We start from the raw sequence: 15,045 nt of genomic DNA on the forward strand, positions 1-15,045 counted from the left end.
TTGTTTTAACACAGCTTCTTATAGCCTTTAAAATTTAAATTCGCACGCAATTATGGGAAAAAAGGGTGTTTTGTTGGTGAACCTGGGGACTCCGGACAGTCCGGAAGTGAGCGACGTGCGTAAATATCTCGACCAATTTTTGATGGACGGTCGGGTTATTGATATCAACGCTTTTAAAAGGACGCTGCTGGTAAAGGGCATTATCGTTCCTTTCAGAAGCCCGAAAACAGCCAAGCTTTACCGGGAGATATGGGACGAGAACGGTTCTCCGCTTCTTTATTACAGTAAAATACAGGCCGATCTGGTTCAGCAAAAGCTGGGCGATGAGTACCAGGTTGAACTCGCCATGCGGTACCAGAACCCTTCCATTGGCGCTGCGCTTGAAAAGCTGAGGGCTGGCCTGGTGGATAGTATTAAGGTTATTCCTTTGTTTCCACAATATGCTTCGGCAAGTACGGGATCAGTGATTCAGAATGTGATGGAGCAGGTGAGTGTGTGGCCAACGATACCGGAGATATCTTTCGTGAATTCTTTTTACGATAATGATCTGGTTATTGAGACCTTTGCCGACAACGCCCGAAAGTATCAGCCGGAAACTTACGACCATGTTTTGTTCAGTTTTCACGGACTCCCGGAACGTCAGTTGCTGAAATGCGATATCACCGGTTCGCACTGCCTGAAGAAAGAGGACTGCTGCGATACGATCACCGAGGTGAATAAGTTTTGTTACTCAGCACAAGGCTATGCTACCGCCCGTCTGATTGCGGCTAAGCTGGGTATTCCGCGCAGCGGTTATACCGTCTGCTTCCAGTCGCGCTTGGGCAAGGAGCCCTGGGTTCAGCCTTATACCACCGATGTTTTAAAGCGACTGGCCGCTGAAGGCAAGAAACGTCTGCTGGTGTTTAGTCCCGCTTTTGTGGCCGACTGCCTCGAGACGATTTATGAGATCACTGTAGAATATCACGAAGAATTCAAGGCCCTGGGCGGAGAGCATGTGCAGCTTGTGGAGAGCCTGAACGACGATCCGCGCTTTGTGGATGCGCTGATCGGAATGGTTAAGGCTTGAGCAGCGTTTTCAGGTGACCGGTGATTTGTCTGGTTGAACCGGTATTATCTTCTACATAAGTTTTTGCTATATCGCCAACTTCGGGCGTCTGAATAAAGTGTTCAAAGGCCAATTTAAGGTCGCTTGCATCATGAATGCTTACGGCTGCCCCGGCCTTGATCAGGTCTTTTGCTTCCTGAAATTTCTGGTATTTAGGTCCGAATATTATTGGGAGACCGAAAGCTGCGGCTTCAAGCGTATTGTGAATACCAGCGCCAAAGCCCCCCCCGATATAGGCAATATTTCCATAGCGGTAGAGTGACGACAGCATACCGATGCTATCAATAATAAGTACTTGCGTGTCCAGTTTTTCCGCGACAGATTCTTCTGCTTGAAGCTGGGTAAAGGTTTTGCTGTCCGGAAACTGTTTTAACAGTCGCCCGATATTAGCCGCTCCTACCTCATGCGGCGCAATAATGAATTTCCATAAGGGGTATGCCTGAACCAGTTCGAAGAGCAGGTTTTCATCGGCCTCCCAGGTGCTTCCGGCAACGAGTACAGGTTGCCCCATAGAGAAACGCGCTGCAAGAGGAATTTGCGCTGCCGTATCTGCAAGCTCAGCCACACGATCAAATCGTGTGTCGCCGCTCAGCGTGAGATTGCTGACCTTGATGCGGCGAAGCAGAAAGGCGCTTTCCACGTTCTGAATAAAGAAATGCGAGACGAAACGCAGAATCTTCCGGCTGAATCCGCCGTACCACTTAAAGTATATTTGATTGGGCCGGAAGATGCACGAGATCAGGATGAGTGGAATCTGCCGGGCGTGCAGTGCGCTGAAATAATGATACCAGAATTCATATTTGGTGAACACCGCGATTTCGGGGTTCACCAGTCTTACAAACTTCCGGGCGTTGGCCGCGGTATCGGCGGGAAGGTAGAACACGCCCTCGGCATTCGTGTAATTCTTTCGTACTTCGTACCCAGAGGGTGAAAAGAACGTGATAACCACTGGCTTTTCAGGGTGTTGCTCCCTGAGCATTTCAAGCACCGGCCGTCCTTGCTCAAACTCGCCCAGCGAGGCGAAATGAAACCAGATGTGCTTAGTGCTGCCGTCTAAACGGCGTTCTATTTCAGGGAAGGTACGCTTTCTGCCCCGGACGAGTAATCTGGCTTTTGGATGGAACAAAGAAAACAAGCGCAGGGCCAGGCTGTAAAGCTGAATGGAGATGTTATATAGCCAAAGCATTTTGTTGTTTTTTGTTATCTTAGCCGAAGATACTTTAATATCGTTAAACTGATTATCAAAAGATGAAAATAGCTGACGGATCGAGGAGAAAACGTGTGTTGATTACTGGTGCTGCGGGTTTTCTTGGCTCTCACCTGTGCGACAGGTTTATTAACGAGGGTTACCATGTGATCGGCATGGATAACCTCATTACCGGGGATCTTAGAAATATTGAGCATTTGTTCGGGCTTGAGAATTTTGAGTTTGCGCATCATGACGTTTCTAAGTTCGTCTACGTGTCGGGCGAACTGGACTACATCCTGCATTTCGCATCACCTGCCAGTCCGATCGATTACCTTAAAATCCCGATTCAGACGCTTAAAGTGGGTTCGCTGGGTACGCACAACCTGCTTGGCCTTGCCAAGAACAAGAATGCACGGATGCTGATTGCTTCTACTTCTGAGGTGTATGGTGACCCGAATGTGAATCCGCAGCCTGAGGAGTACTGGGGCAATGTGAATCCGGTTGGCCCGAGAGGCGTTTACGATGAGGCGAAGCGTTTTCAGGAGGCTATGACGATGGCTTACCATACATTTCACGGACTGGAAACGCGCATTGTGAGGATATTTAATACCTACGGACCAAGGATGCGGCTGAACGACGGCAGGGTACTCCCCGCTTTTATTGGGCAGGCACTGCGCGGCGAAGACCTGACGGTGTTTGGGGACGGCTCGCAGACGCGTTCATTCTGTTACGTGGATGATCTTATTGAGGGAATTTACCGTTTGCTGCTGAGTGATTATGCCCAGCCGGTAAATATTGGTAACCCCGATGAAATTACGATCAGGCAGTTTGGTGAGGAGATCATTAAACTGACGGGTACCAAGCAAAAGCTTGTGCTTCGTGACTTGCCGGTGGATGATCCGAAACAGCGCAGACCGGACATCACAAAAGCTAAAGAGATACTGGGCTGGGAACCTAAAGTGAGCAGGGCTGAGGGTTTGAAGATCACCTATGAATACTTCAAGTCTTTGCCCAAAGAAGCGCTCGTAAATATTGAACACAAAGATTTTTCTACTTATAACCGATAATTTGGATGTCTAAGATTTTGGTGACCGGGGGTACCGGTTTCATTGGTTCGCATACGGTGGTTGAACTGTACAATGCCGGCTATGATGTTGTTGTGATAGATAACTTGTCTAACTCGCACCCTAAGGTGCTAGACCAGATTGAAGCGATTACGGGAAAGCGACCGGAGTTCGCCTCGCTGGATTTGTGTGACGAGGCTGCCGTGAATGCTTTTGCTGAAGCGCACCGGGACATCTCAGGGGTGATCCATTTTGCGGCTTTTAAGGCTGTGGGTGAATCGGTACGCGAGCCCTTGAAATATTACAGAAATAACTTTTATTCACTGATCAACCTGATCAATGCCTATAACAGCACACTGAACCTGGTGTTTTCGTCTTCTTGTACGGTATACGGGCAGCCGGACGAACTTCCGGTTACCGAGGAAGCGCCGGTAAAACGGGCGGAGTCGCCCTATGGCAATACCAAGCAGGTTTCGGAAGAAATACTGAGAGAGACCTGTGCGGTTAGCGAGGAACTTAGGGTCATTTCCCTTCGGTATTTTAACCCGGTCGGCGCGCATGAAACTGCCCTGATCGGTGAGCTTCCGATAGGTGTACCGCAAAACTTGGTGCCGTTCATTACGCAGTCGGCCATTGGTAAGCGCGGACCTATTACCGTGTATGGCAACGATTACAACACGCCCGATGGCTCGGCGATCCGGGATTATATCCATGTGGTGGATCTGGCTAAAGCTCATGTGGCCGCGATAAGGCGACTTGAAGAGAAGCGTGCTGCTGAAAACTACGAGGTATTTAACCTCGGTACCGGCCGGGGTACTTCTGTGCTTGAGGTTATTCATGCTTTCGAGGCATCTACCGGTCAGAAACTAAACTACCAGATCGGGCCAAGAAGGGAAGGTGACGTGGAACAGGTTTGGGGTGATGTATCGAAGTCGTCGAGAGACCTGGGCTGGACTGCTGAACTTGGTATTGAAGATATGATGTCTTCGGCCTGGAAGTGGGAGCAGTATATCCGGGATAATCCCTTTTAAAAATGCTTTTAAGTGCGCATAAGGAGCTTAAGGAAGAGATAAAGGCGCTGCCGGAGAAGGAGAAGGATAAGCTTTTACTGCGTCTGATTGCAAAAGATAAGGTGCTTACAGAGCATCTGCATTTTAAGCTTCTTGAGAATGAAGAAGATCTTGCGGCAAGGCAGGAGGCACTAACTTCTGTTATGGATGAAGTGCTAAGCCAGATAGCCACCCAGGGGATGCGCGATCCCAAAAGCGCGCTTTCTCAGTTCAGGAAACTGATTAGCTCAGTAAATCATCATGCTAAGGTAACTAAAGATGCGGTGTCGGCTTTTGAACTGAAATTGCATCTATTGCTGCAGGTACCGCTCGACTACAAGGTAGGGAGATTCAGCGCCATGTCCCGGTTCAGCGAGAAGCTAAGCATATATTTCATCAAAGCTGTGGCTTCGCTGCTAACAGGCTATCGAAAACTTCATGAAGACATTCAGTATGACCTGAAAGACGACATGAATGCGCTGTTACTGAAAGCTGCTCCTTACAAGGATGTTATTCATACCGCAGCGCCTCTACCGGATCAAGTTTAGAAGCTTTTTTGGCGGGGTAATATCCAGATATAATTCCTACACCCACGCATAAGGCAAAGCCTATAGATATCCACTTCCAGGGAACAATGAAAGTACCGCCCATACTTAAGGATACGAGGTTTCCAATGGATATGCCGAGAAGGATTCCGAAAGCACCGCCAATGAGGCAGATGATCACGGCTTCAATAAGGAACTGCTTGCGGATAACGGCGGGGTTGGCACCGATGGCTTTGCGAAGTCCGATTTCCCGTGTGCGCTCGGTTACGGATACAAGCATAATGTTCATGAGTCCGATAGACGCACCTATGAGCGTAATGCCGCCTATGGCAATGCCGCCTAAAACAACGTAACGCAGGTTCTCAAACAGCGTTTGTGCCATGGCATCACTCTTGGTGATCTCGAAATTGTTGGGCTGAGTGATCTTCACTTTACGAATATTCCGGAACTGTGCAGTAGCTTCACCAATGACATTGTCCATCTGGTCATTTCTAGGCACAGTAACGGTGATGGTGTACGATGGATTGCTGCTGGGGTTAATCAGCTTTGCTTTGAGCAGCGGAATATACACGGCACGGTCGCCACTGAAGCCCATGCTTTGACCCTTAGATGCGAGTATGCCGATAACTTTCAGCCGGCTGTTTCCTACATTGATCACTTTATCGAGCGGGTCTTCGTTACGAAACAGTTTATCGGATACTTCTTTGCCGATGATGCATACGTTGTTGCCCGAGGTGACTTCTTTAATGCTGAAGTTTCTGCCGGAGGCCAGGCTAAGACCCTGTGCGTTCAGTCCGTTTTCGTCGATCCCCTGAATGTTGATGTTCGGATTTGTTTTGTTTTCTCCGCGTTTGACCGTAGCTCCGCCCGTTGCAAAGACGCTGACGGCTACTGTGGCGGGGGCATTAAGCTGTTCTTTGAAGCTGATGGCATGTTCGTACCGGATGGGTGGAAAAGGCTTTGGTCTTTTTCCGCCCCCGCCTATGCGTATGCCGGTGCCCCGGTTACGGATGGTGAAGGAGTTTGAACCCATACTCGAAAAGGTATCGGTCATGTTCTTCTTTACCGCATCAAGTGTGGTGAGTATACCTACAAGTGCCGATAAACCGATGGCGATGATGAGTGCTGTCAGTAATGTTCTGAGCCGGTTGCTGCTTATAGACTGCAGGGCAAGCTTGATGTTCTCGGTATAGGTCATCTGAGATGATAAAAGCTGTTTGCGGGACGAAAACTAAAAAGTCCCGCTGTTAAGACAACGGGACTGCTTATATGTTACATGTTTTTTAAACGGAGAAGCTGGTACCGCATCCGCAGGTGCTGCTTGCATTTGGGTTACTGAATGTGAATCCCCTTGAATTAAGCCCATCCTGCCAGTCGACCTGCATACCTAACAGGTACATCTGATGAGCCTTGTGCATAAACACTTTAATTCCGTCTATGATAAACTCCTGATCGCCCTCCTTTTTCTGATCAAAGCCCAGAACGTAGCTCATCCCGGAGCAACCACCGCCCTCGACCCCAACGCGTAACCCAAATTCCTCAGATATTTCCTGCTGGTCTTTTAGTTTCAGCAGTTCTTTTACTGCTCCTTCCGTGAAAGTAACCGGTGCAAACGCTGTATCAACTGTACTACTCATGGTGTATTATTTTTATCATGTAAATATAAATAATTTACACACTTTTGCCTTTACAGCGACTAATTTATTACCGTATCCAAACAATACAAATGCAAGTAGAACCTATTATTTTTGATATTGCCCGGATTGCATGCAGTGGGGTTATTATTGTGGTGGCAGCTTATTATATCCTTAAAACCGATGTGGACCGTTACCTGAAAATTAAAGCCGCTCAGTACCGGAATACGGATAGCCAGTATGTATTGTCGCTGCGCCTGCAGGCACACGAACGGCTCATCCTGTTTGCTGAACGGATAAATCCTGCCAATTTGCTTTTGGCTGTGCATGATAAGGCGCTCAGCAAGGCGGGGATGCAGGCGGTTTTGCTTGAACAGATCCGGGCAGAGTATCAGCACAACGTCTCGCAGCAGCTTTATGTGAGTGGTGGCTTGTGGCAAATCGTCCTTAAGTTGAAAGAGGATACCATAGCCCTCGTCAATAATGTGAGCCGTACTTTGCCGGAAGACGCAAGCGGTACAGACCTGGGCAGGCAGATTCTAATTCAGCTGGCGGGTATAAACGAAGCACCGTATGCGGCGGCACAGGAGCTTATCAGAAAGCATATTCACAAGGTTTATTCATATGAGTGAGAAAAAATTTACGACCAGTTCGGGTATTGTGATTAAGGATGTGTACAGGGAGGCGGCGCCGATGAACGAAGAGCCGGGAGCGTTTCCCTTTACGCGGGGTATTCAGAAAGATATGTACAGGGGCAGGCTCTGGACCATGAGGCAGTATGCCGGGTTTTCCACGGCCGAGGCTTCAAACAAACGATACCACTACCTGCTTGCTCAGGGCACTACTGGTCTTTCTGTCGCATTCGATCTGCCTACGCAGATTGGATACGACTCTGATCATGAGATGGCTGATGGAGAGGTAGGCAAGGTTGGGGTGGCGATTGATTCGCTTAAGGATATGGAGCTGTTGTTTGATGGGATCTCGCTAGAGAAAATTACGACCTCCATGACGATCAACGCGACGGCCTCCATCTTGCTTGCCATGTATATCGCGCTTGCAAGGAAGCAGGGGGCCGATCTTAGTCAGCTTTCGGGTACTATACAAAATGATATACTAAAGGAATACGCTGCACGGGGTACGTATATATATCCACCTAAGCCTTCTATGCGCATCATTACGGATATCTTTGAGTACTGCGCAAAGGAGGTTCCGAAATGGAATACCATATCCATATCAGGGTATCATATCCGCGAGGCGGGGTCGACTGCCGTGCAGGAACTGGCTTTTACACTGGCCAATGGCAAGGCCTATCTGAAAGCTGCTATGGATAAGGGCTTAGATATCAATGTGTTTGCCAAGAGACTTTCTTTCTTTTTCAATTGTCACAATAACTTTTTTGAGGAAATCGCAAAGTTCAGGGCTGCCCGGCGCATGTGGGCCGGCATTACAAGAGATTGCGGGGCTACCGACAGCAAGGCGCAGATGCTGCGGTTTCATACACAGACCGGTGGCTCTACCTTAACGGCACAGCAGCCTTTAAATAACGTAGTGCGGGTAGCAAATCAGGCGATGGCTGCGGTACTTGGCGGAACGCAGTCGCTCCACACGAACGGCTACGACGAAGCCTTGTCGCTCCCCACCGAGTCGGCCGCCCGGATAGCCCTGCGCACCCAGCAGATCATTGCGCATGAGAGCGGGGTAACAGATACGGTCGACCCGCTGGCGGGCTCGTATTTTGTGGAGACGCTTACCAATGACATGGAAGCTGCGGCTAAGGTCTACCTGGATAAGATCGATGCGATGGGCGGGGCGGTGAATGCGATAGAGCAGGGGTATATTCAGGAGCAGATTGCCGAGGCAGCCTACCAGTACCAGACGGAGGTAGAAAAGGGCGACCGCGTCATTGTAGGTGTGAATAAATATGTGCAGGATCAAGAGGCTTCGGGCGAGGTCTTTGCTGTAGATGAATCGATACGGCTGGTGCAGATGGAGAAGCTGAAAAAGCTGCGGGCGGAGCGCGACCAGGCGGCGGTAGATAAAGCCCTGTCAGATCTGGCTTCAGCAGCACGTGGAGAAGCTAATCTGATGCCTCATATAGTGGTCGCCGTCGAGGCCTACGCTACCTTAGGGGAGGTTTCTGACACGTTAAGAAGTATTTTTGGCGAGTACTGAAAATGTGTTAAAAAATAGTTATCCACAGAAAAAATTGAGGTTAAGAGTAGTATGATATTGCTGGTTAGACAGTTACCGAATAATTGAAAATTATGTTTTTTTTGTTGATAATTTTTTGAATATTCGATCTGTCGAAACGCCGCTTTTTTTTATGTCGTATCGCCACTGTAAACCAACAAATTATATGATAACAATGGAAAAAACTTGTACAGAAGTATGGAAAAACTGTCTCCAAATCATAAAGGATAACATTCCAAACCAGAGTTTCAAAACCTGGTTTGAGCCGATATCCGCATTGAAACTGGAAGGCAATGTTTTGACCATACAGGTGCCAAGTTTATTCTTCTATGAGTGGTTGGAAGAGCATTATGTAGGGCTGTTGCGCAAGACGGTGAAGAAGCAGCTGGGCGAGGAAGGACGGCTCGAGTATAATATAGTGGTCGACAAGTCTTCCAACTCGGGTTCTCCTTACACGACAAACATGCCGAGCAATGGCAATGGGGCGGAAGCTAAACGTCAGTCGATGCCGATTCCGGTGTCCATCAACAAGGATATCAAGAACCCTTTCATCATTCCTGGTTTAAAGAAACTGAATGTTGATCCCCAATTAAATTCCAACTATACTTTTGAGAACTATATTGAAGGCGACTGCAACAGGCTTGCAAGGTCTGCCGGTTACGCCGTAGCCGCGAAACCTGGGGGTACTTCTTTTAATCCGCTGATGATCTATGGAGGAGTGGGTTTGGGTAAAACACACCTTGCACAGGCCATCGGAAATGAGATTAAGCGCAATGTGCCGGATAAGCTGGTGATCTATGTGTCGTGTGAGAAGTTTTGCCAGCAGTTTGTAGACTCACTGAAAAATAACACCATCAATGATTTCGTGAACTTTTACCAGGCGATGGATGTGATCATTATGGATGATGTTCATAACTTCGCGGGCAAGGAAAAGACACAGGATATCTTCTTCCATATTTTCAATCATCTTCACCAGTCTGGCAAGCAGGTGATCCTTACTTCTGATAAGGCGCCTAAAGATCTGGCCGGACTTGAGGAGCGCTTGCTCAGCAGATTTAAATGGGGTCTGTCTGCAGATTTGCAGATTCCGGATCTGGAGACAAGGATTGCCATATTAAGGAAAAAGATGTATGCTGACGGTATTGATCTTCCGACGGAAGTGATAGAATACGTAGCGCATAATATTGATAACAACGTTCGTGAGCTGGAAGGCGCAATGGTGTCCCTGCTTGCACAGTCTACACTCAATAAAAAGGATATAGACCTGGCGCTTGCCAAGCAAATGCTGAAGAATTTCATAAAGAACACTTCGAAAGAGATATCTATGGAATATATCCAGAAGCTTGTTTGTGAATATTTCGAGGTGCCTGTAGATATGGTAAAGTCGCAGACCCGCAAGCGTGAAATCGTTCAGGCGCGTCAAATCTCCATGTACTTGTCGAAAAGCCATACAAAATCTTCCCTGAAAACTATCGGGGCTTTCTTTGGCGGCCGCGACCACTCTACGGTAATTTATGCATGTCAGACCGTAGAAGATCTGATTGATACAGATAAGAAATTCAAAGGGTATGTCAACGACATACAGAAGAAATTAAAGATGAGTTAGGGAGGCTATTTCAGCACCCCTAACTTCATTAATCCGTAAAATAGCGCTGTAGTGTGCAGCGACTGTGCAATCTGGTTTTCCAGTAGTAATTGCTTTACCTCCTCAATGGTATATTCCTCTACTTCCAGTACCTCATGCTGATCAAGATGCTGCTCATGTGTTTTAACCCCTCCGGTAAGTAAGTACATGTAAGTGATGTTGTTTGCTGTAGCCGGATTGGGATACGAGGTAGCCAGTAATTCGATGCTCGGAAAGGTATAGCCGGTTTCTTCCAGCATTTCCCTTTTTATCGCAGTTTCCGGATCTTCATCTCCATCGATCACTCCGCCTGGTATTTCCAGGGATATAATGTCGCCCGCATGGCGGTATTGCCGCACCATCAGGATGGTGTTGTTTTCGGTTAGGGCAACAGCATTAACCCAGTTGGGGTATTCCAGCACGTAATAGTCGTCTTTTATTTGTCCGTTCTGCAGATCGCAGGTATCGACACGAAGTGTCGCCCATTTCTCTTTCACCAGGTATCTGGTGGAAAGTGTTTTCCATTTATGTAATTCCATGTGTGCTTTTTTGGATTACCAGCTTCCGCTGCTGCCACCACCTCCAAAACTTCCTCCGCCGAAACCACCGAAACCACCGCCGCTGCTTCCGCCTCCCCAGCCTCCGCCGTGACCCGAGCTTCGTCCCCCGCCGAGTAGCATACTCCAGAACAATGCATCTGCAACGCCGCGACTGCCAATGACCTGTCGGCCACCACCGCCGCCGCCACCTCTTTTGATGAGGATAACAATGATCACAATGATCAGTAAGAGTATAGCTGCCGATGGAATCCCTCCACCTTTTCTACCCCTGGGTTTGTCTTGCTTGTACTCACCTTTGGTGTAGCTGATGATCGCATTGGTTCCCGATTCGAGTCCGCCATAATAATCTTCCTGTTTAAAAAAGGGCTTGATGTCGTTTTCGATGATACGCTTGGCATACACGTCCGGGAGCACGCCCTCTAAGCCATAACCCGTCTGTATAGATATTTTCCTGTCGCCCAAGGCCACAACGATCATCACGCCATTGTTATTCTTAGCGCCGCCCACGCCCCACTTTCTGCCCAGTTCAAGGGCATATTCATTGATGTCGTAGTCGCCCACCGTCTTCACAATAGCAATCGCAATTTGCGTGGAGGTGGAGTCGTCAAAAGCAACGAGCTTCCGTTCCAGACTGTTGAGTTGCTGGGCCGACAAGGTGCCGGTATAATCGTTCACCAGTTTTGACGGCTTGACCGGGAGGTTCTGGCCAAATGCGAAACAGGCGATGAAACTAAAGACCGCTGCGATACATAGTTTTTTCATGGCTTAGCGATCTTTAGGTTTATCCATGAAAACGATATCGTTGGGCAGTTCGTTGATGTCGTCATGCGCTGAAGGAAAGAACGTAGCCAGTTTTTCACCTGCCAGCGTAACGCCGGCAATGATGCCCTGAGCAAGATTTCCAGCGGCAAAATGTGCTTGCATGGCTACCTTGGTCGTCTCCCAGAAATCGGGGGGTACAACGCGGTTGATCCCGCTGTCGCCGATAATAGCAAATTTATGGTCCTCATAAGCAAGGTAAATCAGCACGCCGTTGTGACGTGCTGTTTTATCCATATCGAGTTTTGTGAAATATGAGGTAGCCTGCTCAAAAGCATCACCCTGACAGTGTTTGTCAATAGCCACCCTGATCTCTCCCGACGTATTTTTTTCTGCACTGGCAATCGCGTCGGCGATCAGGTCCTGTTCGTATTTACTGAATAACCCCATCCCTAGAACTCTACCTTTGGAGCATTTTGAGCACCTGCGTCTGCTTTAAAGGCGGCCTTCTGACTAAAGCCAAATATTCCGGCGGTAAGGTTGTTGGGGAAAGATCTGACCTTGGTATTGTATACCTGTACGGCATCGTTAAAATCTTTACGCGCTACTGTAATACGGTTTTCTGTACCCTCCAGCTGTGCCGACAGGTCGCTGAACTGTTGGGTAGCCTTCAACTGAGGATAGTTTTCGGTAAGCACCATAAGCCGGCCAAGCGCCTGGCTAAGCTGACCTTGCGCAGCCTGATATTTCTGCATGTTTTCCTCGGTAAGTTTATCAGGGTCAACAGTGATCTGGCTTGCTTTTGAACGCGCTTCTATAACCTGGGTAAGCGTAGTCTGCTCAAACTTTGCGGCACCTTTTACGGTGCTGACAAGGTTGGGGATCAGGTCTGACCGGCGCTGATACTGTGTTTCTACCTGTGCCCATTTGGTCTTAACATCTTCGTCAAGTCTCACAAGATCGTTATACCCGCAACCGCTGAAAACGACTAATAAAACCACAACTCCTAATACTGCTAATACTACTTTTTTCATTGTTTTTGTGTTTAATCCGGATGCGCCTCACGCCCCGCTTTGTTGGTTAATTTACAAATTAGAACTCAACTTTCGTACCTTTGTTACAGTTTCAGGATAAAAACCTGACTGCTGACATGAGAAAAACTATAGATATCGCTTTAATCCCCGAGGATGTTTCAAGTGACGCGGCGATACGTCGGGCGCTTTCCAGCGCGCTGGGGCGCGAATATTCCCGCCTTAATACCTATAAAGTTCTAAAACGCTCCATTGATGCCCGTTCAAGACGCGTGGTGTACAGGATGCAGGTAGAGGTATTTCTTGATGAGGATAATTTGGCAGAGCCTGTGGTTTTTCACTATCAAAATGTCAGCCTCGGGTTGCCTGTAATTATCGTGGGCGCCGGACCAGCGGGCCTTTTCGCCGCGTTAAGATGCATCGAAAATGGCTTTAAGCCAATCGTACTGGAACGCGGGAAAGATGTTAAGCAACGCAGAAGAGATCTTGCCGCTATTAATAAGGAGGGCGTTGTTAATACCGAGTCCAACTATTGTTATGGCGAAGGTGGCGCAGGCACGTACTCCGACGGAAAATTATATACCCGATCTAATAAGCGTGGTGATATCAATAAGGTGCTGGCCATGTTTGTACAGCACGGCGCTTCAGAAGATATTCTCATAGATGCGCGACCGCATATTGGTACAAACAAGCTGCCCAATATTATAACCGCGATGAGGGAGACGATCCTTTCTGCAGGCGGAGAGGTGCAGTTTGGGAAAAAAGTAACCGATCTGCATGTTGCAGACGGAAGAATACGGGGCGTAGAAATCAATGGAGCGGAGTTATTGTCGGCCAACGCGGTAATTTTAGCTACAGGGCACTCCGCAAGGGATATATATGAGTTGCTTTTCAAAAAGGGAATCGCTGTAGAGCCCAAACCCTTTGCGCTCGGTGTGCGCATTGAACACCCGCAAAATGTTATTGATTCTGCACAATACCGCTGTGATATACGGAGTGAGTTTTTGCCTCCGGCATATTATAGCCTGGTGGAACAAGTGGGGGAACGGGGAGTGTTTTCATTTTGTATGTGCCCGGGCGGCATCATTGCACCTTGCGCGACCGATGAAAATGAGGTCGTCGTCAATGGCTGGTCGCCCTCCAAAAGGAATAATCCATTTGCCAACTCGGGCACGGTGGTTCAGGTCACATTGGACGACGTAGAGGGTGATCATCCATTAAAGATGATGCATTTTCAGGCAGAGATTGAGAGAAGGGCCTTTGAGGCCGGCGGCGGAGACCTGGTGGCCCCCGCCCAGCGCATGATTGATTTCGTTGAGGACCGGCTTTCGGCAACACTGCCGAAGAATTCCTACTTGCCCGGCACGAAGTCTTCGCGGCTTAAAGACATCCTTCCGGATTTTGTGGCCGGGAGTCTTCGTAAAGCGCTGCCTGTATTTGGACGTAAGATGAAAGGCTACTATACAAATGAGGCGATTATTGTTGGCGTAGAAAGCAGGACTTCTGCGCCAGTCCGCATTCCGCGTGATCAGACAAGTTTACAGCATCCGCAGGTAGCAGGCTTGTTTCCATGTGCCGAAGGCGCAGGCTACGCCGGCGGAATTGTGTCGGCCGCTATAGACGGAATAAATTGCGCCGATGCTGCTGCGCTCTTTTTAGGTAATGCGGGTAGCTAGTGAGCTGTTGGTCTGCCCGAAAACTCTTAGGTGATTCAGTTGTTAGGTAATTGGTTGTAAACACAAGATTTATTTAATAGTAAGGCTGTGAAAAAGACATTAATTATAGGAGCAACGCCAAATCCAAGCAGGTATGCCTATCTGGCGGCCGAAATGCTTTCAGGTAAGGGACATAAAATTGTAAACGTAGGGATTAAGCGCGGTGTAGTTTCGGGCGTAGAGATTGAGGAACCTCAGGAGATCCATCAGGATATACACACGATCACACTGTATGTTAACCCTCAGATGCAAAAAGGATACTACGACTATATCTTAAAGACAAATCCCAAAAGAGTGATCTTTAATCCGGGGACCGAAAACAGCGAACTCATAGCCTTGCTGAAAGAGCATGCCATAGAGCCGGTAGTTGCCTGCACGCTGGTGATGCTGTCTACTGGCCAGTACTGAGCCTCGGCTTTCTGATTTTTTACTGCAATATTCACGACTTCACGAAATCTGTCTTGGATGCTACCTGGTCTGTACCAGGTGGCTGGTAAGTCCGCTTTGGGAGTAGTGTGGGTGAGCCATGAGTCCGCGTTTTTTCAGGGAAAAGGCGGATGGCGGACTCACATGCTTCCAG

The 15,045-nt window shown here is 48.3% G+C and carries 16 protein-coding genes; 9 read left to right on the plus strand and 7 right to left on the minus strand.

The window, feature by feature from the left end; all coding sequences use genetic code 11:
* The first annotated feature begins 52 nt into the window (after positions 1-52).
* The gene (gene hemH, locus QEP07_RS13620) at positions 53-1,066 is read left to right on the plus strand and encodes a ferrochelatase (RefSeq protein WP_285010706.1); all 1,014 of its coding nucleotides are present in this window, start codon (positions 53-55) and stop codon (positions 1,064-1,066) included.
* Here the strand turns inward: hemH and QEP07_RS13625 are convergent.
* Entirely contained in the window at positions 1,056-2,291 is a 1,236-nt protein-coding gene (locus tag QEP07_RS13625; RefSeq protein WP_285010707.1) for a 3-deoxy-D-manno-octulosonic acid transferase, read from the minus strand. The genes hemH and QEP07_RS13625 overlap by 11 nt on opposite strands.
* 62 nt (positions 2,292-2,353) lie before the next feature.
* Here QEP07_RS13625 and QEP07_RS13630 point away from each other — a divergent pair, with 62 nt between their 5' ends.
* Genes QEP07_RS13630 through QEP07_RS13640 form a run of 3 tightly spaced genes read left to right on the plus strand, consistent with a single transcriptional unit; the run spans position 2,354 to position 4,955 of the window.
* Entirely contained in the window at positions 2,354-3,361 is a 1,008-nt protein-coding gene (locus QEP07_RS13630; protein WP_256001807.1) for a UDP-glucuronic acid decarboxylase family protein, read from the plus strand.
* 5 nt (positions 3,362-3,366) lie between these two features.
* Positions 3,367-4,389, plus strand: a complete 1,023-nt coding sequence (galE, locus tag QEP07_RS13635; protein ID WP_285010708.1) for a UDP-glucose 4-epimerase GalE — start codon at positions 3,367-3,369, stop codon at positions 4,387-4,389.
* 2 nt (positions 4,390-4,391) lie between these two features.
* Positions 4,392-4,955, plus strand: a complete 564-nt coding sequence (locus QEP07_RS13640; protein ID WP_285010709.1) for a hypothetical protein — start codon at positions 4,392-4,394, stop codon at positions 4,953-4,955.
* Here the strand turns inward: QEP07_RS13640 and QEP07_RS13645 are convergent.
* A complete protein-coding gene (locus QEP07_RS13645; RefSeq protein ID WP_256001804.1) occupies positions 4,918-6,150 on the minus strand; it encodes an ABC transporter permease in 1,233 nt (410 codons plus the stop codon). The genes QEP07_RS13640 and QEP07_RS13645 overlap by 38 nt on opposite strands.
* Before the next feature lie 85 nt (positions 6,151-6,235).
* Positions 6,236-6,589 carry a HesB/IscA family protein gene (locus tag QEP07_RS13650; RefSeq protein WP_256001803.1) on the minus strand — a complete coding sequence of 118 codons (354 nt, stop codon included), beginning with the start codon at positions 6,587-6,589 and terminating at the stop codon, positions 6,236-6,238.
* Between the two features lie 89 nt (positions 6,590-6,678).
* On the opposite strand from QEP07_RS13650, the gene QEP07_RS13655 reads away from it, so the two are divergent.
* The 3 genes from QEP07_RS13655 (at position 6,679) to dnaA (ending at position 10,382) form a co-directional block, all read left to right on the plus strand.
* Positions 6,679-7,218: a DUF7935 family protein gene (locus QEP07_RS13655; RefSeq protein WP_285010710.1), complete on the plus strand. Its 540-nt coding sequence runs from the start codon at positions 6,679-6,681 to the stop codon at positions 7,216-7,218.
* On the plus strand, positions 7,211-8,758 hold the full coding sequence (locus QEP07_RS13660; RefSeq protein WP_285010711.1) for an acyl-CoA mutase large subunit family protein: 1,548 nt from the start codon (positions 7,211-7,213) through the stop codon (positions 8,756-8,758). Before QEP07_RS13655 ends, QEP07_RS13660 begins: the two co-directional genes overlap by 8 nt.
* Positions 8,759-8,951: 193 nt before the next feature.
* Positions 8,952-10,382, plus strand: coding sequence for a chromosomal replication initiator protein DnaA (dnaA, locus tag QEP07_RS13665; RefSeq protein ID WP_256001800.1), 1,431 nt, complete (start codon positions 8,952-8,954; stop codon positions 10,380-10,382).
* Positions 10,383-10,387: 5 nt separating this feature from the next.
* Here dnaA and QEP07_RS13670 read toward each other — a convergent pair whose 3' ends face one another.
* Genes QEP07_RS13670 through QEP07_RS13685 form a run of 4 tightly spaced genes read right to left on the minus strand, consistent with a single transcriptional unit; the run spans position 10,388 to position 12,753 of the window.
* Positions 10,388-10,939, minus strand: a complete 552-nt coding sequence (locus QEP07_RS13670; RefSeq protein ID WP_285010712.1) for an NUDIX hydrolase — start codon at positions 10,937-10,939, stop codon at positions 10,388-10,390.
* 15 nt (positions 10,940-10,954) lie between these two features.
* Positions 10,955-11,722, minus strand: a complete 768-nt coding sequence (locus QEP07_RS13675) for a TPM domain-containing protein (RefSeq protein WP_285010713.1) — start codon at positions 11,720-11,722, stop codon at positions 10,955-10,957.
* A 3-nt stretch (positions 11,723-11,725) separates the two neighbouring features.
* A complete protein-coding gene (locus tag QEP07_RS13680) occupies positions 11,726-12,169 on the minus strand; it encodes a TPM domain-containing protein (RefSeq protein ID WP_285010714.1) in 444 nt (147 codons plus the stop codon).
* A 2-nt stretch (positions 12,170-12,171) separates the two neighbouring features.
* Entirely contained in the window at positions 12,172-12,753 is a 582-nt protein-coding gene (locus QEP07_RS13685; RefSeq protein ID WP_256001796.1) for a LemA family protein, read from the minus strand.
* 116 nt (positions 12,754-12,869) lie between these two features.
* Between QEP07_RS13685 and QEP07_RS13690 the strand changes: the two genes are divergently transcribed.
* Together QEP07_RS13690 and QEP07_RS13695 are read left to right on the plus strand one after the other, a co-directional pair.
* Positions 12,870-14,426: an NAD(P)/FAD-dependent oxidoreductase gene (locus QEP07_RS13690; protein WP_285010715.1), complete on the plus strand. Its 1,557-nt coding sequence runs from the start codon at positions 12,870-12,872 to the stop codon at positions 14,424-14,426.
* A gap of 87 nt (positions 14,427-14,513) precedes the next feature.
* Positions 14,514-14,873 (plus strand): CoA-binding protein, encoded by a 360-nt coding sequence (locus QEP07_RS13695; RefSeq protein ID WP_256001794.1) that lies wholly within the window; start codon positions 14,514-14,516, stop codon positions 14,871-14,873.
* The last annotated feature ends 172 nt before the right edge of the window (positions 14,874-15,045 follow it).

The organism is Pedobacter faecalis, assembly GCF_030182585.1.
In the GTDB taxonomy this organism is placed as follows: Bacteria; Bacteroidota; Bacteroidia; order Sphingobacteriales; family Sphingobacteriaceae; genus Pedobacter; species Pedobacter faecalis.

What these genes read in the sequence shown, in the direction of transcription:
- QEP07_RS13685 (WP_256001796.1), bottom strand. Translation starts at nt 12,753, where the DNA reads ATGAAAAAAGTAGTATTAGCAGTATTAGGAGTTGTGGTTTTATTAGTC.
- QEP07_RS13670 (WP_285010712.1), bottom strand. Translation starts at nt 10,939, where the DNA reads ATGGAATTACATAAATGGAAAACACTTTCCACCAGATACCTGGTGAAA.
- QEP07_RS13680 (WP_285010714.1), bottom strand. Translation starts at nt 12,169, where the DNA reads ATGGGGTTATTCAGTAAATACGAACAGGACCTGATCGCCGACGCGATT.
- QEP07_RS13640 (WP_285010709.1), top strand. Translation starts at nt 4,392, where the DNA reads ATGCTTTTAAGTGCGCATAAGGAGCTTAAGGAAGAGATAAAGGCGCTG.
- QEP07_RS13650 (WP_256001803.1), bottom strand. Translation starts at nt 6,589, where the DNA reads ATGAGTAGTACAGTTGATACAGCGTTTGCACCGGTTACTTTCACGGAA.
- QEP07_RS13645 (WP_256001804.1), bottom strand. Translation starts at nt 6,150, where the DNA reads ATGACCTATACCGAGAACATCAAGCTTGCCCTGCAGTCTATAAGCAGC.
- galE (WP_285010708.1), top strand. Translation starts at nt 3,367, where the DNA reads ATGTCTAAGATTTTGGTGACCGGGGGTACCGGTTTCATTGGTTCGCAT.
- QEP07_RS13655 (WP_285010710.1), top strand. Translation starts at nt 6,679, where the DNA reads ATGCAAGTAGAACCTATTATTTTTGATATTGCCCGGATTGCATGCAGT.
- QEP07_RS13675 (WP_285010713.1), bottom strand. Translation starts at nt 11,722, where the DNA reads ATGAAAAAACTATGTATCGCAGCGGTCTTTAGTTTCATCGCCTGTTTC.
- dnaA (WP_256001800.1), top strand. Translation starts at nt 8,952, where the DNA reads ATGGAAAAAACTTGTACAGAAGTATGGAAAAACTGTCTCCAAATCATA.
- hemH (WP_285010706.1), top strand. Translation starts at nt 53, where the DNA reads ATGGGAAAAAAGGGTGTTTTGTTGGTGAACCTGGGGACTCCGGACAGT.
- QEP07_RS13625 (WP_285010707.1), bottom strand. Translation starts at nt 2,291, where the DNA reads ATGCTTTGGCTATATAACATCTCCATTCAGCTTTACAGCCTGGCCCTG.
- QEP07_RS13630 (WP_256001807.1), top strand. Translation starts at nt 2,354, where the DNA reads ATGAAAATAGCTGACGGATCGAGGAGAAAACGTGTGTTGATTACTGGT.
- QEP07_RS13660 (WP_285010711.1), top strand. Translation starts at nt 7,211, where the DNA reads ATGAGTGAGAAAAAATTTACGACCAGTTCGGGTATTGTGATTAAGGAT.
- QEP07_RS13690 (WP_285010715.1), top strand. Translation starts at nt 12,870, where the DNA reads ATGAGAAAAACTATAGATATCGCTTTAATCCCCGAGGATGTTTCAAGT.